At 52.6% G+C, this 22,570-nt stretch carries 23 protein-coding genes and 1 tRNA gene; 16 read left to right on the forward strand and 8 right to left on the reverse strand.

Annotated elements, in window-relative coordinates:
• Nucleotides 1-23: 23 nt before the first annotated feature.
• The 3 genes from EGT74_RS03310 (at nucleotide 24) to EGT74_RS03320 (ending at nucleotide 3,686) form a co-directional block, all read left to right on the forward strand.
• Nucleotides 24-215, forward strand: a complete 192-nt coding sequence (locus tag EGT74_RS03310; RefSeq protein ID WP_123845109.1) for a hypothetical protein — start codon at nucleotides 24-26, stop codon at nucleotides 213-215.
• Nucleotides 216-343: 128 nt separating this feature from the next.
• On the forward strand, nucleotides 344-1,216 hold the full coding sequence (gene fdhD / locus EGT74_RS03315) for a formate dehydrogenase accessory sulfurtransferase FdhD (RefSeq protein WP_123845110.1): 873 nt from the start codon (nucleotides 344-346) through the stop codon (nucleotides 1,214-1,216).
• Between the two features lie 76 nt (nucleotides 1,217-1,292).
• Nucleotides 1,293-3,686 carry an FdhF/YdeP family oxidoreductase gene (locus tag EGT74_RS03320; RefSeq protein ID WP_123845111.1) on the forward strand — a complete coding sequence of 798 codons (2,394 nt, stop codon included), beginning with the start codon at nucleotides 1,293-1,295 and terminating at the stop codon, nucleotides 3,684-3,686.
• 127 nt (nucleotides 3,687-3,813) lie between these two features.
• Here EGT74_RS03320 and EGT74_RS03325 read toward each other — a convergent pair whose 3' ends face one another.
• Entirely contained in the window at nucleotides 3,814-4,008 is a 195-nt protein-coding gene (locus tag EGT74_RS03325; RefSeq protein ID WP_123845112.1) for a hypothetical protein, read from the reverse strand.
• A 234-nt stretch (nucleotides 4,009-4,242) separates the two neighbouring features.
• Between EGT74_RS03325 and EGT74_RS03330 the strand changes: the two genes are divergently transcribed.
• Nucleotides 4,243-5,289, forward strand: coding sequence for a Fic family protein (locus EGT74_RS03330; RefSeq protein ID WP_123845113.1), 1,047 nt, complete (start codon nucleotides 4,243-4,245; stop codon nucleotides 5,287-5,289).
• 71 nt (nucleotides 5,290-5,360) lie between these two features.
• Here the strand turns inward: EGT74_RS03330 and EGT74_RS03335 are convergent, their stop codons facing one another.
• Nucleotides 5,361-6,932 carry a family 43 glycosylhydrolase gene (locus EGT74_RS03335; protein WP_123845114.1) on the reverse strand — a complete coding sequence of 524 codons (1,572 nt, stop codon included), beginning with the start codon at nucleotides 6,930-6,932 and terminating at the stop codon, nucleotides 5,361-5,363.
• Between the two features lie 323 nt (nucleotides 6,933-7,255).
• Here EGT74_RS03335 and EGT74_RS03340 point away from each other — a divergent pair, with 323 nt between their 5' ends.
• Both EGT74_RS03340 and EGT74_RS03345 read left to right on the forward strand, forming a co-directional pair.
• Nucleotides 7,256-8,344: a class I SAM-dependent methyltransferase gene (locus EGT74_RS03340; protein WP_123845115.1), complete on the forward strand. Its 1,089-nt coding sequence runs from the start codon at nucleotides 7,256-7,258 to the stop codon at nucleotides 8,342-8,344.
• Nucleotides 8,345-8,363: 19 nt separating this feature from the next.
• Nucleotides 8,364-8,585 carry a hypothetical protein gene (locus tag EGT74_RS03345; protein WP_123845116.1) on the forward strand — a complete coding sequence of 74 codons (222 nt, stop codon included), beginning with the start codon at nucleotides 8,364-8,366 and terminating at the stop codon, nucleotides 8,583-8,585.
• Nucleotides 8,586-8,651: 66 nt separating this feature from the next.
• Here the strand turns inward: EGT74_RS03345 and EGT74_RS03350 are convergent, their stop codons facing one another.
• On the reverse strand, nucleotides 8,652-8,912 hold the full coding sequence (locus tag EGT74_RS03350; protein WP_262697090.1) for a helix-turn-helix domain-containing protein: 261 nt from the start codon (nucleotides 8,910-8,912) through the stop codon (nucleotides 8,652-8,654).
• 142 nt (nucleotides 8,913-9,054) lie between these two features.
• Nucleotides 9,055-9,128, reverse strand: a tRNA-Asp gene (locus tag EGT74_RS03355).
• A 164-nt stretch (nucleotides 9,129-9,292) separates the two neighbouring features.
• On the opposite strand from EGT74_RS03355, the gene EGT74_RS03360 reads away from it, so the two are divergent.
• The 4 genes from EGT74_RS03360 (at nucleotide 9,293) to EGT74_RS03375 (ending at nucleotide 14,587) form a co-directional block, all read left to right on the forward strand.
• A complete protein-coding gene (locus tag EGT74_RS03360; RefSeq protein ID WP_123845118.1) occupies nucleotides 9,293-9,805 on the forward strand; it encodes a hypothetical protein in 513 nt (170 codons plus the stop codon).
• A 47-nt stretch (nucleotides 9,806-9,852) separates the two neighbouring features.
• On the forward strand, nucleotides 9,853-10,887 hold the full coding sequence (locus tag EGT74_RS03365) for a hypothetical protein (protein ID WP_123845119.1): 1,035 nt from the start codon (nucleotides 9,853-9,855) through the stop codon (nucleotides 10,885-10,887).
• Entirely contained in the window at nucleotides 10,853-13,195 is a 2,343-nt protein-coding gene (locus EGT74_RS03370) for a hypothetical protein (RefSeq protein ID WP_123845120.1), read from the forward strand. Before EGT74_RS03365 ends, EGT74_RS03370 begins: the two co-directional genes overlap by 35 nt.
• A 201-nt stretch (nucleotides 13,196-13,396) precedes the next feature.
• Entirely contained in the window at nucleotides 13,397-14,587 is a 1,191-nt protein-coding gene (locus tag EGT74_RS03375; RefSeq protein WP_158617980.1) for a PepSY-associated TM helix domain-containing protein, read from the forward strand.
• A gap of 50 nt (nucleotides 14,588-14,637) precedes the next feature.
• Here EGT74_RS03375 and EGT74_RS03380 read toward each other — a convergent pair whose 3' ends face one another.
• On the reverse strand, nucleotides 14,638-15,834 hold the full coding sequence (locus EGT74_RS03380; RefSeq protein ID WP_246008109.1) for a glycoside hydrolase family 88 protein: 1,197 nt from the start codon (nucleotides 15,832-15,834) through the stop codon (nucleotides 14,638-14,640).
• A 100-nt stretch (nucleotides 15,835-15,934) separates the two neighbouring features.
• On the opposite strand from EGT74_RS03380, the gene EGT74_RS03385 reads away from it, so the two are divergent.
• Nucleotides 15,935-16,417: a thermonuclease family protein gene (locus EGT74_RS03385; protein ID WP_123845122.1), complete on the forward strand. Its 483-nt coding sequence runs from the start codon at nucleotides 15,935-15,937 to the stop codon at nucleotides 16,415-16,417.
• An 18-nt stretch (nucleotides 16,418-16,435) separates the two neighbouring features.
• The gene (locus EGT74_RS03390; RefSeq protein WP_123845123.1) at nucleotides 16,436-16,909 is read left to right on the forward strand and encodes an acyl-CoA thioesterase; all 474 of its coding nucleotides are present in this window, start codon (nucleotides 16,436-16,438) and stop codon (nucleotides 16,907-16,909) included.
• 185 nt (nucleotides 16,910-17,094) lie between these two features.
• Here the strand turns inward: EGT74_RS03390 and EGT74_RS03395 are convergent, their stop codons facing one another.
• Together EGT74_RS03395 and EGT74_RS03400 are read right to left on the reverse strand one after the other, a co-directional pair.
• A complete protein-coding gene (locus EGT74_RS03395) occupies nucleotides 17,095-17,733 on the reverse strand; it encodes a redoxin domain-containing protein (protein ID WP_123845124.1) in 639 nt (212 codons plus the stop codon).
• Nucleotides 17,734-17,937: 204 nt separating this feature from the next.
• On the reverse strand, nucleotides 17,938-18,510 hold the full coding sequence (locus tag EGT74_RS03400; protein ID WP_123845125.1) for a YceI family protein: 573 nt from the start codon (nucleotides 18,508-18,510) through the stop codon (nucleotides 17,938-17,940).
• Nucleotides 18,511-18,619: 109 nt separating this feature from the next.
• On the opposite strand from EGT74_RS03400, the gene EGT74_RS03405 reads away from it, so the two are divergent.
• From EGT74_RS03405 to EGT74_RS03420, 4 genes are all read left to right on the forward strand, one after another.
• Nucleotides 18,620-18,994, forward strand: a complete 375-nt coding sequence (locus tag EGT74_RS03405; protein WP_123845126.1) for a winged helix-turn-helix transcriptional regulator — start codon at nucleotides 18,620-18,622, stop codon at nucleotides 18,992-18,994.
• A gap of 160 nt (nucleotides 18,995-19,154) precedes the next feature.
• Nucleotides 19,155-20,102 carry an AraC family transcriptional regulator gene (locus tag EGT74_RS03410; protein WP_123845127.1) on the forward strand — a complete coding sequence of 316 codons (948 nt, stop codon included), beginning with the start codon at nucleotides 19,155-19,157 and terminating at the stop codon, nucleotides 20,100-20,102.
• Between the two features lie 233 nt (nucleotides 20,103-20,335).
• On the forward strand, nucleotides 20,336-20,770 hold the full coding sequence (locus EGT74_RS03415) for a MauE/DoxX family redox-associated membrane protein (protein WP_123845128.1): 435 nt from the start codon (nucleotides 20,336-20,338) through the stop codon (nucleotides 20,768-20,770).
• 87 nt (nucleotides 20,771-20,857) lie between these two features.
• Nucleotides 20,858-21,130: a hypothetical protein gene (locus EGT74_RS03420; RefSeq protein ID WP_123845129.1), complete on the forward strand. Its 273-nt coding sequence runs from the start codon at nucleotides 20,858-20,860 to the stop codon at nucleotides 21,128-21,130.
• A 45-nt stretch (nucleotides 21,131-21,175) separates the two neighbouring features.
• Here the strand turns inward: EGT74_RS03420 and EGT74_RS03425 are convergent, their stop codons facing one another.
• The gene (locus EGT74_RS03425; RefSeq protein WP_158617981.1) at nucleotides 21,176-22,561 is read right to left on the reverse strand and encodes a RagB/SusD family nutrient uptake outer membrane protein; all 1,386 of its coding nucleotides are present in this window, start codon (nucleotides 22,559-22,561) and stop codon (nucleotides 21,176-21,178) included.
• Nucleotides 22,562-22,570 lie beyond the last annotated feature (9 nt).

The following is a 22,570-nucleotide window of genomic DNA, read 5'->3' on the forward strand; positions in this document are numbered from 1 at the left end:
TTTTTCATCTTATACTTTTTCTTATGCAAAAAATCGGATCGTTTTTAATCATTCTTGGCCTTTTATCCATTGTAGCCACCTATTTCGACCGTGTTCCCAAAATCCTCGCATGGATTTACCAATGGGGAGACAACACTGCCTGGGCTATAAAAATCGGCGTGATCGTACTGGGGGTTGTGCTGTACCTGGCGGGCGGAAAAAAGCAGAGAGCATAGCATGTTGAAGCGCCTGCCTGACAGGTTGGAGGCTGCCCTGTGATGGGGCAGCCTTTTTGTTGCCGCAGCGGCCGGGAGCATCGTTTTTTTCGTTAAATTTATTACCTGAGCCTCATCAATGATTGCATATGGAAATAAGCAGCCCGGGATTGGTTTCCGTCAAGGAGTTCTCCGTCAAAAGGATCGATGGCCCGTCCGTCTCCGAGTTCTCCGATACGCTCTCCGTGGAAGAGCCGCTGGAGATAAAAATAACCTGCGACGCAGGAATGGACAGCATCCGGAAAAACATTTCCGTCACCATGCGCACACCCGGCAACGACCGCGATCTGGCCACCGGTTTTTTATTTACGGAAGGGATCATTTCTTCCAAAGATCACATCAAAGAAGTGCTTCACGCAGATGCGGCCTGTTCAGCTGAAAACGCCAATAGCGTAACGGTAGCGCTCGCCGGGGGATTCACCCCCCGCCTGATGCAATCCGACAGGAATTTCTACACCACGTCCAGCTGCGGTGTTTGCGGCAAAAGTTCGATACAGTCCATCCGCACCGTAAGCCCCTTTCATCAGCTGGAGAAACGCCCGCTCCGCTTATCCGCCGATGTGCTTTTCGGGTTGCCGGGTAAACTGAAGGCCGCGCAAACGGGCTTTGCCGCATCGGGCGGCCTGCATGCGTCCGGGCTTTTTTCCCCGGAGGGGGAACTGTTGCTGATCAGGGAAGATGTGGGCCGGCATAATGCGCTGGACAAATTGATCGGCCGCGCCCTGTACGAGGGCCTGCTGCCGCTGAACGAACATATTCTACTGCTGAGCGGAAGGGCCAGTTTTGAACTGATCCAGAAAGCCGCCATGGCGGGCATTGCCATTGTTGCCGCCATCGGGGCGCCATCGAGCCTGGCCGTTGAACTGGCGAAGGAATTCGACATCACCCTCCTCGGCTTCGTGAAAGGCAACAGGGCGAACATATATCATACCGGTGAGCAGGTGGTATGCCCGAACGAATAACGATGCATACTGAAAATAAAGACCGACACCACTCCCCCCTCACCCATCATTGAAAAACTGCTAAACGCAAAGGACTATGCAAGAAGGGCAACATCAGGACGAACCTGCAAAAGGCAACGAAACACCGGCGACTGCCCGGTTCAAAGCCTTACCCGATGCGGAAAATCCATACAGGTTATCGGGCCTGCAACTGACGCCTTTGAAAAAATGGGCCGCCGGCATCCCCGCCGTCAAAGCCGCACTGGCCGATCTTTTCGAGCAGGGTATCCCCTTCCGGGGCGCACTCGCTTTATTTAAAATGAACCAGTTCGACGGGTTCGACTGTTCCAGCTGCGCATGGCCCGACCCGGACGACGATCGTTCCCCCCTGGGCGAATACTGCGAAAACGGCGCGAAAGCGCTGGCGGAGGAAGCCACCACCAAAAAGATCACTGCTGAATTTTTCAGGAACCATTCCGTGTACGACCTGGCCCGGTTGAGCGATTTCGAGATCGGCCGTTTAGGGCGGCTCACGGAACCCGTATACCTCCCCGAAGGCGGCACCCACTATCAGCCGATCAGCTGGGACGATGCGTTTAAAAAAATCGCCGGTCACCTGAACGCCCTGGCGTCTCCCGACGAAGCCGCATTTTACACCTCGGGCAGAACGAGCAACGAAGCATCGTTCGTTTACCAGCTTTTCGTCAGGGAGTACGGCACCAACAATATGCCCGATTGCTCCAACATGTGCCACGAAACATCCGGCGCCGCCCTGCGCCCCACCATCGGCATCGGCAAAGGGACCGTTACGCTGGAAGACTTTTACGATACCGATGTGATCGTCATCATCGGCCAAAACCCCGGCACCAATGCCCCCCGGATGCTGAGCGCGCTGGAAAAGGGCAAAAAGAACGGCGCGAAAATCATTGCCATCAATCCCCTGCCCGAGGCCGGATTAATGGGCTTCCGCAATCCCCAGGAAATCAGCGGCATCCTGGGCAGCGGCGGCAAGCTGGCCGATCTTTACCTGCCGGTAAAAATAAACGGCGACATGGCGCTGCTCAAAGCCATCGAACTGCTGCTGCTCGATTTCGAAAAGAGCGCTCCCGGCCAGGTGCTCGACCATGCTTTCATACAAGAAAAAACCATCGGTTATGAAGCGTTTACCCGCCAATTTGAAAACTACACCCTGGCCGCGCTCGCGGAAGCGGCCGGCCTGACACAGGAAGCGATTTTCGAAGCCGCGCAGATGCTGGCGTTCAAAAAGCGGATCATCTTCTGCTGGGGAATGGGCATTACCCAGCAACCCAATGGGGTAGACATGATCAGGGAAATGCTCAACATCCTGTTATTAAAAGGCAGCATCGGCAAACCCGGGGCCGGCGTTTGCCCCGTAAGGGGCCACAGCAACGTTCAGGGCAACAGAACGATGCTGATCAACGAAAAACCTACCGACCTGCAGCTCGACCGCCTGGAAGAGGTGTTCGGCTTCACCGCTCCCCGCAAACATGGATACGATGTGGTGCGGGCCATCAAGGCCATGCAGGAAGAAAAGCTGAAAGTCCTTTTCTGCATGGGCGGGAATTTCCTGTCTGCCACGCCGGACACTACCTATACCGCCGCCGCCATCAGGAAGCTCAATCTGACGGCATTCGTGTCTACCAAACTCAACAGGGGGCATTTGATACATGGCAGGGAATCGATCATCCTGCCCACGCTTTCGCGCAGCGACCGCGATGTTGTGAACGGGGAAGTACAGATCGTCAGCACCGAAAATTCGATGGGCGTGGTGCAGTCGTCCAAAGGCATGCTGACGCCGGTATCCGACCAGCTCATCAATGAAACCCGCATCGCCTGCCGGCTGGCGATGGCCACGCTTCAGGGCAAAACCGTTGTGGACTGGCAACGTTATGCCGATAGCTACGATGCAGTAAGGGACGATATTGAAAAATGTATTCCCGGGTTTGAAAATTACAATACGAGAGTAAGGCAAAAAGGAGGTTTCTATCTGCCCAATGCCGCCCGCGACGGTGATTTCATCACCGCGGAATTCGGCAACCGCGCTCCGTTCACCCTCACCGGGCTCCCCGAAACCACGCTCGCCCACGATGAATACATGATGGCCACCACCCGCACCCACGACCAGTTCAACACCACCATTTACGGGCTCGACGATCGTTACCGGGGCATCAAAAACGAACGCCGGGTAATATTCATGAATGAAAAAGACCTGGAGAAAGCCGGCCTCAAAGAAGGAGACAAAGTAGACCTTTTCAATTACGACGATGGTGTAGAGCGCATCGCCCCCCTCTTCGTGGTGGTGCCCTACCCGGTACCTGAAAAAAATACGGTCACGTATTTCCCGGAAACGAACGTGCTGGTATCTGTCAACAATGTCGTGAAGGAAAGCAATATGCCCGCATCAAAGCATGTGAAAATCAAAATCAGGAGACATACGCCTGAGATCTATCAGCGGATAAATGCGCTGTAATAAAGGATTAGCAGCTGAACGGCCTGGTATTTTAACCCGGCCGCCGGATAAAAACAAGACTTTCACAACTTGGTTCATGGTGAGTATCCATCTACCACACCATCAGATTCTCTCAAACGGGCAAGTTTTATCCGGAGATCTTCCTCTTCTTTCCGAACTTTCGTTCTTCAAACAATCCTTCCGCAACCAAACCATGAAGGTCATTCATGGCCGTTTGGTTGCTCACGCCAAACTTATTCTCCACCTGTTTTACATTAAAAAAGGTGGCTGGCATCTGCAATACCTCTTGATACGTTTTCATAATATCTCCTAATTTCTTCAAAATTTGGAGTTTTCCGGATAAAACAGACAAATGCAGCCCTCTCTTTTTGCAACTCCAGGAATTGTTAAAGCTAGAAATAGGCCTTCCCTGTGTACAGACCATTAAATTGGGTATAATTGGGTACATTTATGGGTATCGGATCGCCTAAATAGCCCCTAATTGGGTATAATTGGGTACTTTTATGGGTATCCAGCATCCTAAATTGGGTATAATTGGGTATATTTATGGGTATATATGATAAACATTACCTCCATACATCTCAATACCGAGATTCTGTCCCTGATTTCAGAAATCGACGAATTTAAGGGTACATGGCGCGCATTAGGGAGCCTGGCGCCAGAGCAACTCACTTCGTTAAAGAGGGTCGCTACCATTGAAAGCGTAGGGTCATCAACCCGTATTGAAGGGGCGAAATTAACCGATCAACAAGTAGAAAAATTGCTGGAGAACCTGGCTATCGGGAATTTTTCCTCGCGGGATGAAGAAGAGGTTGCCGGCTATGCCGACGTCATGAATCTCATTTTTGAAAATTACGAAAGTATTCCCCTCACTGAAGGTTATATTCAGCAGCTTCATCGGGAATTATTAAAGTATAGTTCCAAAGACAGTTGGCATCGGGGACATTATAAGAAATCACCCAACAATGTGGAAGCTTTTGATCAGGATGGTAACAGTCTGGGAATCATCTTCGAGACCGCCAGCCCCTTCGATACACAGCTACGAATGCAGGAACTTGTCAGTTGGACTGCTAATGTTACTGAAAATAAAGAACTGCATCCGCTGTTAGTAGCGTCTATTTTTATTGTGGTCTTCCTCGCCATACATCCATTTCAGGATGGAAATGGACGGTTGTCCCGCATTCTGACAACGGTCCTTTTACTCCGCGCAGGATACTCTTACGTACCGTACAGCTCGCTGGAAGCCGTCATTGAACAAAGTAAAGAAGGGTATTATCTTGCGTTAAGAAAAACGCAAGGCACATTAAAAACCGAGCAACCAGACTGGATGCCCTGGATTATCTTTTTCCTGCGCGCCTTGCAGCAGCAAAAATCCCGGCTCGAGACAAAAATTGAAAGGGAAAAATTGCTGTTAAGACAATTGCCGGCATTATCGATCCAGATACTTGAACTGGCAAAATCAAGAGGACGTATTACTATCAGTGAAATTGTACTCTTGACACAAGCGAACAGGAATACCGTAAAAAAACACCTGGAAAGGCTTGTTTCCGATCATCGCCTGCAACAGCACGGTGCCGGGCGCGGCTCGTGGTATGCGCTGTAAAGTGAGTGCGGGAACATTTACTTCATCCCAAACCAGCAACCCGCGCAATGTGCGGGTTGCTGGTTTTTATATTACTCCCCTACGGGAATCGGCATATCCACGCCGGTTGCTGCGGCAACGCCGAAGTTCGGCGAACCATCGCTATTCCAGGTGAGCTTCTGCATTCTTGGCGCTCTTTGGCCATTGGTGGTATTGGCCACACTGCGCGCATGATAGATAAACCAGTGTTCCTTTTTCGCCACGCCGTTCGGATCCGTGTAGGAGCTGGTGAAGAACCCGTTGTGCCCCGGTCCGTACACGGCATTGGCATCGTTTCTTACAAACACCTGCTTTTTATTGATCCAGTCGGCCGCCACTGTGGGATTGCCGCCGGCCTTCAGCTGTATCTGGGCGAGGCAGTAATTATCGCTGGTGTACCGGCTGGCCGAATAGATGATAAACACCGGGCTGCTGGCGTCCTTTTGCAGCATGATGGGCCCTTCGTTCACCCCTAATCCAATCGAGCTGGGCTCATGCTTTTCCCAGGTATTGGTGGGGGAAGATATTTTAATTCTCGGGCCGCTGATGGTCCATGGGTTGGACATGGTAGCCAGGTACAGGTACTGCTTGTACCTGCTGGCGGTACTTTCCCACCCCGACCATACGAAATAATTAGTGGACCCAACGGTGAGTATCGAACCGTCGATGGCCCACTGATCGCTAGAGTCGAAAATTTTCCCTTTGAACGTCCAGGTGCCGGTCATCGGATCCGCGTTGGGGTTTTCGAGTACGAACATACGGTGCGAATCGCCGGTGCCATCGTTCGCAGCAAAATAGATGTACCATTTGCCGGACAGGAAATGCAGCTCGGGCGCCCAGATATTGGAAGAATAGGGCGTGCCGGCAGGCGGCGTCCAGACAACGGATTCTGTCGCTGTTGACAATAACGACATGGAAGTGGTTTTCCGCAGCCCGATATTGTTCCCCCTGGTATACATGAAATAATAATACCCATCCTTCTGCGCAACAAAGGGATCCGGCCTGCTTGCATTGATCAGCGGGTTCTGGAAATGGAGATTGTGGAAATTGAACAAATCCTGGTCGCCGGTAACGGTCGACTTCTGCCTGATCTTCGCGCCGGGGGTTGTGCTTTGCGGATCCAGCACCATTTTCATACCGGTCGCTTTGTTGGTGAGCGAAAACACATTGTTACTGCCGGAATAGGCAATGGACCAGGCCTGCCCATCGCTTCCATCGTCCGTGCCTTGCTGTAAAATATCGCCGGAGGTGGCAGAGGGCGATTCCAGGCACTTGTTACTGGTTACGTTCACCAGCTTATAATAAGTGGCGTCGATTTTTACCAGTTTCCATTTCTGGCCGTTGTTGGGGAACCACCACCACTGCTGGATTTTCTGGCCTTCGGCAGTGGAATTACCGGTCACTTCCACCACGGGGCCGGCCGGGGCAGCCGAGGCTATTCCCCTGATGCGGTAAGTAGCGCCATCGATCAATGTGCCAAGGGGTGGGGCGGCACTAATCCCGATGTCATTACCGTTCAGCGATTTTTCGCCGGCTTCCGTGCTTTCCTGTCGGGTTTCTTTTTGGCAAGCCATTGCCAGTAACAGCAAAACCGCCGTAACGTTTGTGAGGGCTTTGATTTTCATAACGGAGTGATTACGCAGCAATTCCACGTGGAAATGAACCGCCGCGGGGTTTATAATAGGGCTATCGGAATATAAAATAATGAAAATAATTTACAATCCATACACCCACACTGGCAATTTCTCATCTGCTTTTTTTACACTACTTCAGGAAAACACAACGCCCGCCAATACAATGCCCCGGTGAAATACTGCACAAATATCCAGGCAACAGCGCGGCGCTGCTTCCCCCTTTGTCCCCTGCATGCAACATCTTTCAGCGAATAAACCATGGATGCTCTTCGCGCACAGTTTTTGTGCAGGTATCATCGTCACGGATCAGCAACATGCAGCTTGCCGGCATCATACAGGAAAAGATCATTGAGAACGGGCCGATCAGCTTCCACGAATTCATGGAAATGGCGTTATATTACCCGCAATGGGGATATTATACCTCTGCTCGCCATAAAATTGGCGAAAAAGGTGATTATTACACCAGTACCAGCCTGAGCGATGTTTTCGGCGCCATGATCGGGCGCCAGCTTGAAGAAATGTGGAACCTGACAGGCCGGGAGGCGTTTACCATTGTTGAATATGGCGCGGGAACCGGCGCTCTTTGCCACGATCTGCTCGATTACCTGAAAAACAATCCGCCTTTCTATAACCAGCTGCGGTACTGCATTATTGAAAAAAGCCCCTCCATGCGCGAAAAGGAAAAAAAACACCTGCCTGAAAAAGTAAGCTGGTACAATTCCGTTACAGATATCGGCGGCTTTACAGGCTGTGTGCTGTCTAACGAACTGCTCGACAACTTTTCGGTGCATGAAGTGGTCATGGAAGATGAGCTGATGGAAGTATTCGTAGACTACCGGAACGGCTTCGCCGAATCGCTGCGCCCCGCACCGGACGAACTGAAGGATTATTTCAGACAGCTGCACATCGCTTTACCCAAAGGCTTTCGCACGGAGGTGAACTTACAGGCAATAGACTGGATCCGGGACGTTGCACAGTCGTTAAAAAAGGGATTCGTACTAACGATCGATTACGGCTACCCTTCTGCCGAACTCTACGCCGGATACAGGAGCGGCGGCACGCTGCTGTGTTATCACGCGCACCAGGTAAATATGGATCCCTATCACCATATCGGCGAGCAGGATATCACAGCGCATGTGAACTTCTCCGCACTGCAGCACTGGGGCCTGAAAAACGGGCTGGAAAGCTGCGGATTGACGGAACAAGGTTATTTTCTCCGGGCGCTCGGCCTGATGGATTACCTGAGAAAACCGGCACCTGACACTTCCGGCTGCCACGAAAAAGCTATGGCGATCCACCTGCTCCTGAACGGCATCGGAACGAAGCTGAAAGTTTTCATCCAGCGAAAAGGCCCGGTAGCCAGGGAGCTGACAGGCCTTTCGCAGGCCACGATGTTTGTTTGAAACACTAAAACTTGATCTTATGCTTAAGAACGCATCTTTTTCAATCATCTCCGCCACCGTTTACCTGTTGGCGTACTGCATCCTGCTGCAGGTGGAACGCCTGCAGGGGCTGGCAGTCGGAATGTTCCTGCTTTCTCCGTTTGTAGTTTGCTGGATGGTATATGTTGTTTTAAAACATGGCCGCTATACAGGCCGTGAACTGGCTGAAGGCGAGGAATTCGGGTATGAGGACAGGGGATGATGAAAGAACCGGTATTTTTTTGGGCTCAGGTTCTTTAAGTTTATGCGTTTTTTCAAACGCTGTTATTTACTGGAGAATCTTCTGAAGTCTAGCTTTTGTTACAAACGCATCAATCACAGCAAAAACATGCGCTTTGTCTTCATCTGAAAGACTGGCAACATCGTGGACCTTCAACTCTACATTCTGATTCGCTGTTTGCTCACTCATGCCAAATACTAGAAAATCGAGAGATACTTTTAGCACCTGTGCAATTTTTCTTGCCACCTCCAGTGAAGGGGTAATGAGCCCTCTTTCATATCGACTAATCATGTCCTTCCCTGTGTTCACCAATAACCCTAAAATTGTTCGTTCCTAAATCTACAAATCACTAAAATTTAATTCCGTAAAACTTCCGTGCTAATTGAGAGATTAAAGCCATATCTCTAAAAACAAAAACCCCGCGCAATGCGCGGGGCTCTCCGAGATTTTGCGGACCGGACGGGACTCGAACCCGCGACCTCCGCCGTGACAGGGCGGCATTCTAACCGACTGAACTACCGATCCTCCTTCACTTCAAAACCTTTCGGCTTTTCCGTTTTGGGACTGCAAAGATAAGCACAAATAAATCATACATGCAAATCTTTTTCCGATTTTTTTTGTCATCCCCCTGACCAGCAATTACATATAAATCTTCCTTAATTTCACCGTATAACCAAACCTGCCCCTTTATGAAACACCGCCTCATTGTGCTCGTTACCCTCGCCATCGCCTGCAACACCGCTCCTGAAAAAAAGCAGGAAGACAGTACCATCGTAGACGCTACCAAAACCCTCGTGCCCGTTGCCCCGCCGCCCCCCGTGGCCGCCTCCCCCTACGAAGCGGAGATCGCCGCCCAGGATTCCCTGTTCGACGATGGTTCCATACCCGCCAGCTGGGCCAACGCCGGGTTCGACGATCCGGCCGGCTTCAAACGCTTCCTGGTCACTTTTAAGGAATGGGTCAGAACCGGTAATGTAGACAGTATTACGGCCCACATCCGTTTCCCGCTCAAAAACTATAAAACCCCGGCCATCTTCCGCGAGAAATATGATAAAATTTTTGATGCGTCGCTGAAAGCGGTGGTGGATACCCAGCGGCTCGACAGGATTTTCCGCAACGCCCAGGGCGCCATGATCGGCAACGGGGATATCTGGTTCAGCGTGTTCCCGGAGGGGTACCGCATCATCGCGATCAATAAATAAGCAGGGCAGCCCCTTTCAGTTCTCCCGAATCCCCGATATTTGCAGCCGTGAAACAGAACCGGCTGATTATTGTCGTCGCCTTCCTGCTGGCCTTCGCCGGCGCCTGCTCGGAACCCCGCGCGGTAACGCCGGCGTTCTATTTCTGGAAACAGCGGCTGCAGCTGAACGCCACTGAAAAAGAAGCGCTCGCCGCTACCGGCGCCAGAAAGCTGTACGTAAAAATGTTCGACGTGAGCTGGAACGCACAGCAGCGTGTAGCCTCACCCGTGGCCGTGGCGGACCTGCGCGAACCGCTGGCGGACAGCCTGGAGCTGGTGCCGGTGGTGTTCCTGGTCAACGAAGTGTGGCAGCACCCGGATACCGCCTGGCCGGCGCAGCTGGCGCAGCGGGTAAGCACCCTGCTGGGGCAGCTCACCCCGCAACGCACCATCCGCGAAATCCAGATCGATTGCGACTGGTCGCGCACCACCAGAACGGCATATTTCGCCTTTCTGCGCCACCTGCGCGCGCAACCGTTCTTTGCGGGCAAACAGCTCTCCGCCACCATCCGCCTGCACCAGGTCAAATACCTGAAAAGTAACGGCGTGCCTCCGGTGGATAAAGGGCTGCTGATGTGCTACAACATGGGCGACCTCCGCAAGTGGGGCGACCATAATTCCATCCTCAACATGGAAACGCTCGAGGCCTACACCGGCAACGACCGTATCAGCAATTATCCCTTATCTTTGGACCTGGCATTGCCATTGTTCGAGTGGACGGTGCTTTTCCGCAACCGGCAATACGCCGGCCTGCTCCGAAATATGGAGCAGGAACAACTGGAAAACCGCACCCTCTTCCAGCCCGCCGGCGAGTTCCTGTACACCGTGTTAAAAGACACCACCCTGAACGGTTACCGGCTGCGCCCGGGCGAAGTGCTCCGCTACGAAACCTCCGACCCCGTGGTGCTGCGAAAGGCGGCGAAACACCTGGCGCGGCAGCGGCAACCATATTCACCTACCGTGATTTTATACCATCTTGATTCATTAACCCTTCGTAAGCACCCAACGAATGAACTGGAAGAGATTTTCAATTTTTTGCGCTAGTTTCCTGACCTTTTTCCTGGCGGAATCCGTCTATGTATTTTCCTGCGGCGGCGGGGAACCGGATCCGTACGATTATTACACCAACTTCTTCAACCCCAACATCGCATCCAAAAAAGGGTTCGAGCCGTTTTATTACACCGGCCTCGCGAACTATTACGGCCGGGAAGAGGATGAAACGGCCATCAACCTGCGCAGCTGGCACGCCTTCTTCGGCGGCAAGGCAACGGAGGCGGATATACGGGAATTTATCTACACCTACTCCCGCCCCCAGATGGCGGCGCTCTACAATCACATCGAAAAAGGCGTAGCCCTGCAGGCGCCGGACAGTGTGCAGCAAAACACCCTCACCCGCTGGTTCATCGGCAGCAAAGACCGTGAAACGCTGGGTTACCTCATGTACGCCAAACAATGCGAACCGCATACCGGCGGGGGCGGCGGATGGGAAGCGCCCGTGCGCGACTCCCTCACCATGATCAAACTGTCCCGCAACGGGGTGCAGCTGTACAAGGCCTGCAAAAACGAGCAGATCAGGGAACGGTACGCTTTCCAGGCCATCCGCCTGGCGCACTACGGCCGCGACTATCACCAGGCGCTCAGGTATTACGATTCCCTGGCGGCGCCTATCCGCTCGGGCTCCCTGATATACTACAAATCGCTGGCGCTGAAAGCGGGTGCGCTCCTGCGCACCGGCGCCAAAGCGGAAAGCGCCTATATTTTCTCCCGCGTGTTTGAACAGGCGCCTTCCCTCCGGGAAATGGCCTTTACCAACACCGGCTGGGCCGGCGCGCCGGAACAGGAAGTGATGCGGCGCTGCGCCAATACGGAAGAAAAAGCGACCGTGGCGGCGATGTACGCCTGCCGGGTGTACGACCTGCATCCGCAGGGCATCCGCAACGTGTACCGCCTCTCCCCGCAGTCGCCCATGCTCGATGTGCTCCTTGGCCGCGAGATCAACAAACTCGAAGACGGCTTCCTCTACAACCGCCTGAGCAAGGCGCGGTTCGGGGACGACGGCTACAACTACAGCAACGCGGCGGAGTCCGGTACCGCCCAGGTGGCGGCGCTGCAGCAGTTGCTCGACAGCCTGGCCAGCGGCGGGAAAGTAAAGGAACCGGCGCTCTGGCAGATCTCATCGGCCTACCTCTCTTATATGCTGAAAGATTTTCCGGGCGCGCATAAAAGGCTCGACGCGGCGAAGGCGGCGGCGCAGCAGCGCACCGCCCTGAAAGACCAGTGGGAGATCGTACGGCTGATCGTATCGGTGGAAGAGCAGTCGCAGATCGGGAAAGACTTCGAGGCGCAGCTGCTCGAATCGTTCCGCTGGCTCGACAGCAAGCTCGACACAACCAGTAAACGGGAATCCTGGTATTACGATGGCCCCAGCAGCGCTGAAATAGACCAGGACTTTTATTTCAGGATGTACCGCAACCTGCTCGATTACGTGGTGGCCACCCGCTACATCCAGCAGGGCGACATCACCCGCCAGGCGCTCATCCTCTCCAAACGCGACAAGGTAAGCCCCTACGGTGGCATCGACGGCTACTATCCCTCCGCGAAGGATTTTTTAACGGACAGCCTGCAGGCCCAGCAGCTCATCCAGCTGTACAACCTGCAGCAGCAGAAAAGGAAAACGCCGTTTGAACAATATCTCTGCAAGGAGTTCACGATGACGGAAAACGAGGTGGGCGAAGCCATCGCGGTGGGTTTTGTACGCCAGCACGATTTTGCCAATGCCGTTACCTGGTTCAAGAAATCCGGCAGCTCCCGCACCGCGGGGCTGGCCTTTACGCCGCAGCTGGAAGATTACGGGGTAGACAGCAGCGAAACCGTGATCAGCCAGGCGGAGTACGCCGCCACCATGCTGGAGCTGGAGAAAAAGATGAAAAACAACAGGGCCACGGCGGAAGATTATTACAAATACGCCACCGGCCTGTTCAGCATCTCCTACTACGGCCACGCCTACCAGCTTTCCGCGAAGTACCGCCCCAGCACCCGCTGGTACGAGCCGGTGCACGACAGCCGCCCCGACCTGAAGCAGTACTACGGCTGTTACCGCGCCGAAGAGTACTACAAAAAAGCGGCGGACGTTGCCACCAACCGGGAATTCAAGGCCCGCTGCCTGTTCATGGCCGCGCGCTGCGCCCAGAAGCACCTGTATGATGAGAAGAAAGACTGGTACATCCTGGCCTCGGAGCAAAACCCGCACTTCCCCGAACTGGTGAAAAACTACAGCAATACGGCATTTTACAAGGAAACGTTCGACCGTTGCGGTTACCTGCGCGACTTTGTGTATATGCAGAAGAAATAAGCCGTGAACGTCTCCCGTGTGCCCACGGGAACATCCATATCGTAGGCAAAAGCAAAGCATACCTAATCGGGTATGCTTTGCTTTTTTATGGCAGCCCCGCTGCCCCCCCCTGATGATTTTCCCTTTTGCGTAAATAATTTTCCCGATTGCGAAGGCGCTTCCGCCACGGCTACCCGATTTTTGCCCAAAGCTTTTACCCGGATGTCCAAACGCAAAACGCTCTTCCGCCGTGTGAACGACTGGCTGCACCTCTGGCTGGGCCTCACATCAGGCATTATTGTGGTGATTATCGCCCTCACCGGCTGTATATACGCCTTCCAGGAAGAGATTTCCGACCTCACCCAACCCTACCGCTTCGTAAAAGCGGAAAACCGGCCTTTCCTCCCCCCATCCGCCATGCGCCAGGCCGCCGCCCTGCTGGCCGGCGAAAACCCCGTGCTCGGCGTTACCTACGGCCATACCGGCCGCTCGGCCATTACCGCCTACATGGACAAGGAAGACGGGTACACCCTGATTTACATGAACCCCTACACCGGGGCCATCCTCAAGGAAAAAGCGCTCAAACACGATTTTTTCCGTTTCATACTCGAAGGGCACTTCAACCTCTGGCTGCCCCGCCCCATCGGGCAACCGATCGTGGCCACCGCCACCCTTATTTTCATTTTGCTGCTCATCAGCGGCCTCATCATGTGGTGGCCCAAAAGATGGAACCGCGCCAACCGCAACAAAAGTTTCAAGGTCAAAACCGGCGGCAGCGCCAAACGCCTGAACTACGACCTGCACAACGTGCTGGGCTTTTACGCCATGACCATCGCGCTGGTGCTCGGCATCACCGGGCTCGTGTGGGGGTTCCAGTGGTTCTCCAAAAGTTATTTCTACACCGTTACCGGCGGCCGCACGTTCAAGGAGTGGAAAGCCCCGCTCTCGGACACTACGGCCATTGCCGCCATGCAGCTCCCCGAAGATAAGATCTGGGCGCAGGTACGGCACCTGAACGGCAGTATCGATATCGACTTCGCCAACAAAACGGCCGACCCCATCCGCGTGACCTACAACCCGGAAAAAGGCACCTATTATAAAAGGGAATTCTGGTTCTACGACCGTTATACCCTCAAAAAGATCCCCGGCGGCGGTTTCTACGGCAAACCTTACGAGGCCACCTCCAAAGGAGAAAAGCTCTACCGCATGAACTACGACATTCATGTGGGCGCCATCGCCGGCCTGCCGGGCAAGATCCTGATGTTCTGCATCAGCCTCATCTGCGCCAGCCTGCCCGTAACCGGGTTCATCATCTGGTGGGGCAGGAAGAAAAAACAGGCTAAAAAGAAAAAGACCACCTTCCGGCGGCCGCAACCGGCGGCGGTGCAGGAAGCAGAGCCGGCATTGCCATAAATCAGAAAGGGAGGCGCTAACGGCCTCCCTTTTTTTATCTCATTTACAGGTTACAGGTACCATTTTTTATACCGCAGCAGGCCTTCCACAAAATAGTAGTCCGCATACGTCAGCGGCACATCCACCTCACTGTTCCCTAAAAAATGCCCCACGCTGTGCTGCAGCAGGAAACCGCCGTTTTCACCCGGCTTCGCGCGATACGCGTCTGACGAGAGGGCTTTCAGCATCACCGCCGCGGCATCCACATACCGTTCCCGATCCGCTTTGGAGGCGTATTGCCCCAGCTCCAGCAGGGCCGATGCGGCGATGGCGCCGGCGGAAGCATCGCGGTTGGTGGGGATCTGCGGGGCGTTGTAATCCCAGTACGGAATTTTGTCGGCCGGCAGGTTGGGATGGCGCAGGATAAAATCTGCGATGTGTTGCGCGTGCTGCAGGTAGACGTTGTTTTTCGTAAAGCGGTACATCATGGTAAAACCGTACAGCCCCCACGCCTGCCCGCGGCTCCAGGCCGAAGTGTCGTGCGCGCCCTGCCCGTTCACTTTTTTCAGGATGGCGCCGGTGTTAAGATCGTAGTCTACGATGTGGAACGTGCTATGGTCGGGGCGGTAGTGATTTTTGAGGGTGGTGTTGGCATGCGTTTCGGCGATGGTGCGGAATTTCGGGTCGCCGCCCTGCTGCGCCACCCACAGCAATTGTTCGAGGTTCATCATATTGTCGATGATCACCGGGCAGTTGAGGCGGCTGCTTTTGTTCCACGACTGGATGGCGTGGATGGAAGGGCGGTAACGGGTTACCTGGTATACGGCGGCCGTGTCGATCACGTCTTTATATTTTTTGTCGCCCGTGATGCGGTAGGCATTCCCGAAGGAGCAGTAGATCATGAAACCGATGTCGTGGTTGCCGGTGTAGCGTTTTTCCTTTTCGAGGATGGTGAGGCGCCTTTCCGCTTCGGCTTTCACCTGGGCGTCTTTCGTGTATTCGTACAGGTACCAGAGCGTGCCGGGATAAAACCCGCTGCACCACCATTCCGTATTGGACGTCACGGATTTGCCGTGCTGGAAGGTGCGGGGCATCCGGTTGGCGGGTGTACTGTCTTTCAGCACGGCGTACTGCCATACGGCGAAGCGCATGTTGTCGTCGATCAGCCGGCGCATCTCCGCTTTGGAGTGTTGCTGCGCAAAGGCGGCCAGGGGAAGCAGTACAGCCAGCGCGGCTGCTTTCGTCAGTTTTCCTGCGGTGGATATCATGGGTGGAATGTTTTACCGTTAACACGGCGAAGGGCCTGCAAACGTTTGCGACAAAATAGCAAATGCATGGAATTTCACAAGTATTAATTTATACTTGCGGATGCGATTTATTCTGACGGTATCTCTCCTGTTTTTTTCGATCTCCCTGTTTGCCCAGTCGTATGCCGGTAAAGTGACCGCCGTAAAAGACGGCGACACCATTGAAATGCTGGTGAATGGCAAGCCCGTACGCGTGCGTTTGTTCGGGATCGACTGCCCCGAGAAAGGCCAGCCCTTCGGCGAAAAAGCCCGGCAGTACACCGCCGGCCTCTGCTTCGGCAAAACCGTCACCGCCGTGCAGCGGAGCCGCGACCCGTACGGCCGCATCGTGGCGGACGTGTACCTGGCCGACCGGCGTTTTCTCAATGAAACGCTCGTAACGGCAGGCTATGCCTGGCATTATAAGAAGTTCAGCAAAAGCGAGGTGCTGGCGGAAGCGGAAAAAAAGGCCCGCGCCGGGAAGCAGGGACTGTGGGCGGACGCTTCGCCCGTGGCGCCCTGGAACTGGCGTAAACAGAAAGGCACCGTGTATTCCGCCCGTTAACATTAAAAATATCATTGTATGAGCAGACCACAACACACCGTAACGCTCCGTTTTCTGGCCGAGCCGTCTGACGTTAATTTCGGGGGAAAAGTGCACGGGGGCTCCGTGATGAAATGGATCGACCAGGCGGGTTTTACCTGCGCCGCCAACTGGAGCGGCCAGTATTGTGTAACGGTGTACGTGGGTGGCATCCGGTTCTACAAACCCATCGCCATCGGCGACCTGGTGGAGATCTCGGCCTCCATCATCTATACCGGCAACACCAGCATGCACATTTCCATTCATGTATACGCCGGCAATCCCCGCCAGCAGGAAAAGATAAAAACCACCCATTGCATCATGGTGTTCGCCGCCATCGATGAAAAAGGCCAGACGGTGCCCATTCCCAAATGGGTGCCTGAAACGGAAGATGAGATCAATATGGAAAAATACGCCCACCGGTTGATGGACCTCCGGAAGAATATCGAAGATGAGATGAAACAATATCTCTGAACCCGCGCAAACCGCAGTTCCGGGCGGATGCCCGCAGGCGGGAATTTCCCGGGCGGAAAGCGGAACAATACTCCTAAACGCAGTTCAGGACGACGCCCCCAGGTAGCACTTCACGGGCGAAAAGCGAAACAACACTGACGATGCCGGCCCTACAGCTGGAAATATCCCAGGCTGAAAGCGGCGCCTTACGCGATCGCGCGGCTCAGGGCTTGCCCCTGCCCGGTGGTGTACACCTGGCTCAGCAGGTCGCGGCTGTTGATGGATTGCTGTAAATAATGATCGAGGAAGTGATAGCTGATGCGCTGCGACTGGCCGATCACATACACGGCCGGCAGCGGCGCGTTTTCTTCGATGCCGCTCACCCGGTCCCACAGCGGGTCGGATTCAAGATATAAACCCGCGCTGCGTGCGATCTGGTGACCTTTGTCGATGGCCAGCGGGAAAGTGAGGTTGAGTTTTTTCACGAGATGGTCCAGCTCCTTGCGCCCGTCTGCCGATACTACCAGCAGTTGCCCGCCCATCACCTGGATGTCTGCATACAGCTCCTGCAATTGCTGCAGGTACTTTTCACCGTACCCGTTCCAGTGGATCGAAAAGAACGCCAGTACCAGCGGCTGGTTCAGCAGCTCGCTGCCCACCAGGTAATTGTTTTCCCGGCTGAGGAAAGTGAATGGCGTGATGAAATCGTCCTTGTGCAGGTGAAACAGCGGCAGGGTGTTGCCTGCAACCGCCGGTTTGATACGGGTTCTGTCGTTCAGGGGTTTGGTGCTCCTGATTTCAGGGTACAGCGGCGGAAAATCTGCATAACGGTTGGTGGTGCGCATACGATTCTTTTAATGATGGTTTTGATCTTTAAAACGGGTATTGTACTGTAAAGATAAGGAGAATATTCCTATTATCCTACCAACTTTGTAGACTTTTAGGAAAATAAATTGTCCCCTGGGCCATGGTGGCGGGTTTTACCAGAACCGGGCGCATAAAAAAAGCCGGCCTTTTGGAGGCCGGCCGGGTAAAAATCGTCGGGGGAACTACTGTTTTACGAACTCGCCGTCGGCAATGATCGCCACTTGTTCGCTCAGCATGGGAGCCGGGAATTTGGCGCCTACACCGAAATCGGAACGTTTGATGTTGCCGGTAACACGGAAACCCGCTGTGGGCTTTTTGCTCATCGGGTTTTCGATGGTGCCGCGGTACCAGAGATCCAGTGTAACGGGTTTGGTTACACCATGCAGGGTCAGATCACCGGTCACTTTGTATTTGCCGTTGCTTACTTTTTTCAGCGAAGTGCTTTTGAAAGTAATGGTGGGGATGTTGGCCACGTCGAAAAAGTCGGCGCTTCTGAGGTGCTCGTCCCTTTTGTCGATACCGGTGTTGATAGAGGTGGCCTGCGCTGTCAGCTCAATGGTAGCATCGCTGAAATCGGGTTTTGCCGCCGTTACGGTCGCATCAAAATCGGAAAAAGCGCCGGAAACGGTGGACACGCCAAGGTGCTGAATATCAAACTTCAACTGGGAGTGCGCCTTGTCCGATTTCCAGGAAGACTGCGCGAAAGTGCTGAGCGATGCGGCTACCAGCAATACTAAGCAGGTGATCTTTTTCATAATATGCTTTTTATTTTTACGGAATGCAAACTTATGTACATTTGCTTACAAATTGTTAGTAGTTACCTGAAGGTAAGTGCTTACGTCCAGGTAAGTTAAATTTCGGAATATGCTAAAGTTACAGACAATTTCGGCAGAATGGGAAGCCTGTACCGCATTAAGTGCCGTGCAGGATGCGCTCTATGTGTTGAACGGCAAATGGAAGCTGCCCATCATCGTAGCGCTCAGCTCCGGCAACAAGCGGTTCAACGAACTGCAGAAAACCGTGAAGGGGATTGCCGCCAAGGTACTGTCGCACGAACTGAAAGAAATGGAACTGAACGGCTTCGTGGTGCGCCGGGTGTATAACACCACGCCCGTAGCCGTGGAATACGAGCTTACCGATTACAGCAATACGCTGGGCAATGTAGTGGATGCCCTACGGGAATGGGGCACCATGCACCGGGAAAAGATCCGGAGCCAGCTCAAACAAAAAGTGGCCTGAGGGCCTTTCCGGGCAGTCTGGCCTGCCCCCATTTTAATGGCCGATGCAACATTTTCCACTGCGATATTGTTTCAGTAGACAGATGTTCTGACGTCTTTATGCCTGCTTTTTTCTGCCGACTAGCTTACTGATAGTTCACTACCTGAAACTTTTTCTTGCCATGCCCACAAAGAGCACCTGGAGTATCCTGCAGGGAAAGAACTTTCAGTTCTCTACCCTGCCGCCTTCCGCCAGACATCCGCATTTAATGAACGAGACCACCGCCGCCGCAGCCGGCGCCGGCCACGCACACCTGCTCGCGCAGTACTTTTATGCACACTATGCCCGCGGCTGGTTGTATGATGTACAGTCGGCCCAGGAAAACCAGCTGGAAATGGTTGTACCGGAAACTACGCCCCTGCTGGTGTACGTGCTGAAAGGCGAGGCCCTGCTGAAAACCAAACCGCACCATACCGCCTCGTTATTTGAAAACAGCTACAGCCTATGGTCGTTCAAACCGGGGCAACACGCCCTGGAAACTGCGCCCGGCCACTGCCGCATCCTGTTCCTTCAGTTGACGGCCCGGCTGCGCTCGCTGGTAGACGAAACCCACATCGGCCACCTGCCGGACAGGATCCCGGAAGCCTGCCTGCAACTGCTGAACGGGTTGTATGACAAGACCTACAACGGGGAAGTATGGCAGCTTAAACGGCAGGTGATCATACTCGACCTGCTGTTCAAAACCCTCGACGAGATCGGCGTCCGGTATAAGAACCAGCAGGCTTCGGCTTATCACCGGGAATACGACACCTTTAAACAGATCAAGGAATACGTCTGCGAAAATGTACACAAAAAGCTGTCGGTGGAGATGCTGGCCAGCCGCTTTTCCATACAGCCCACCCTGTTGAGGCGGGGATATAAAAAGGTATTTCATCACCATTTGTCCGATTACATCCGGGAAGTGCGCCTCGACAGGGCCCGCAACCTGCTGCAGACCACGCAGCTGCCCGTGCATGAAATAGCCTGGGAAGTGGGCTATGAATCGTCTACCAGCTTCAGCCGTGTATTTTCCGCTCATTTCCGGCAGTCGCCCTCCGATTTCAGGAGAAACACCATCAGGATGCAGTGACGGATTTGATAGCCAGCCTGTCAAATCGGCTACAAAAAATAAAATGGAGTGATTTAAATTTATGCCGCTACCATTATGATAAAGCACAATGAACACAGCATTTGCATGAGAAATTTGAAATGACACGACCGTCATGAAAAACCGGGTCGCCGAGAACACATCCCGTCATCTATATTTCGCACAGTGCAGACACAATTACGCTCCTTACTTGTAACCATATAAAAGCGCTAACCATGGCCCGTAAGTGGACATCAGAGACTATTACCATGCTGCTATTCGTCCTTTTCACCTATGCAGCCGGCAGCAAACTGGCCAATTACAAGCTGTTCATTTTCCAGATGAATGCACAGCCGTTCGACGACAGTTTTACAAAATGGCTCGTACCGGGACTATTACTGACAGAATTCGCCGTTGCGGCCTGCCTGATTTTCAAAAGAACCCTGCTCACCGGCCTTTGGGCATCCCTGGTGCTGCTGGTGACTTTTACGGTGTACATCGTATTGATAAAAGCGCAATACTTCGACACCGTTCCCTGCTCCTGCGGCGGGGTGATAGAGCAGCTCAGCTGGACGCAGCACTTGGTATTCAATCTGTTTTTTATCGGCATCAATATCGCCGCGATTGCACTGAACAGGTATCCTGCACAACAACAACTAAAACTTTCATAGGCTATCACTCATCTACACACAAAAAAAAGGCTGTCGCCTAAGGGGCAGCCTATGTACACTCAACTATCACATTTAAATCTATTAACTATGAAGAAAATCAAACTGGCCATCCTGGCCCTGACGCTGGTATGCGGATTTGTGGGTGCTTATGGGACTTCAAAAAAGGCATTTCAACTTTATTACATTGTTGCCGGCACATCACATCACGATACCGGATTCGAAATTGCCTCCTCCCAACCATCAGTAAACTGCAATGCCGGCTATATCGGATATGTATGCACAGTGCAGGCGGAAGAAGGCCTGTTGCCAGGTTACGTCATTCCATCTCAGGACGCGACTATTGTAACAATTTATCAATAATATGTATCTGAACAAGAACAAAATCCCTTCCCTTTTTTACCATCATTATCTCTCATTTTGGATCAATCCACCTTGTTCGATTTCTGGCTTTGGCAATGGATAAACATACTTCGGGTCATTCGGATTCAATTGAACTATCTCCCCAAAGGAATTTCTTTGCAAAAGCACTGCGAATCTTGGTTCCATATTTAGCCTCCTTAAATCCTGCCAACGAATTTGACCAGTAAATGGAAATTCCTTCCGTCTTTCCTGTAGAATTTTCTTCAACACCGTTTCTTGTTCTGTCGACAAAAATTCAATGTATGTCCCCCTTTTATATCGATTTGCTAATAATTTGTTTAAATCGCGAAGCGCTGCTCCCAGGTTCCCTAAGCGGGCATTGCATTCGGCCCGAATAAGGTAAATTTCATTACTTGCAATTCCCGAAAAAGTTCTGTCCGTGCCCGCGTACGAACCTCTATATTTTGCCTTCCCCGGCTCAATCTGATCAAAAAAGTACTGCAATCTCAAATCATCTTTTTCATAGCTCCTATATAACTGACTGTCGATAAAAGCTGCATTAAATGCTTCATTGGGTGTAGAAGCAACATTTCCGACACCTGTAGCATAAAAAATCACTTCCCGGTTCTTTTCGGAAAATGAAGGGAAACGATATGGCTTCGCAAGTGAAACTTCTCCGCTGTTAAAGTCAAGCATGTCACCGAAATACGTGAGCGTTGAGTCCGCGAACCTCAGCGCATTGCCATAATCTCCCATCAACAAATAAGTTCTTGAAAGTAGGGCAAAAACCGCCGGCTTACTCGGCCGGGTACGATATAATGGGTTAACCGGCAATAACGCGCTGGCAGTTTCCAGATCACTTACTATCTGGCTGTAGGTTCTCTGGACAGTTGATCGCTGTTCTATATGATAAATATCTGATTTTAGTCGCACTGCTATTCCGAGATCCACAGCCGCGGTTTGCGCATTGTAAGGCTTACAAAAAACATTGGCCAATTCAAAAAACATCATTGCCCTGTGAAACAAAGCTTGTCCTCTTATATTATTGATTGTACCCAAATCGGCTGGGGAGTTGATTGCCTGTAAACCCTCAAGTACAATATTCGCTAAATTGATCGCACTATAAGCGTTAGAATAGTCAACAGAAATAGCGCTACCAAATATGTCCCTATTCCAGAAATAGGCGTTTCTGGTTATCGTGTTTAATGAAGGTATGTTTTCATCAGGATAATAAAAGTTGTCGCATCCTAACACTCCTAATGTCGGATAGCTGGCATTCATCAATCCTGCATTGTCAAGAAGTGACTGAAAATCAGCCAACGATTCAGGCACAACATCGGAGGTTTGTCGCTTCGCATTCAGCCAATCATTCTGCTTCTTGCAGCTGAAGAGCGAGAAAATCAACAATGATATAATCAGTAATTCCTTCATAAAAAACAC

Source organism: Chitinophaga lutea (assembly GCF_003813775.1).
GTDB lineage: Bacteria > Bacteroidota > Bacteroidia > Chitinophagales > Chitinophagaceae > Chitinophaga > Chitinophaga lutea.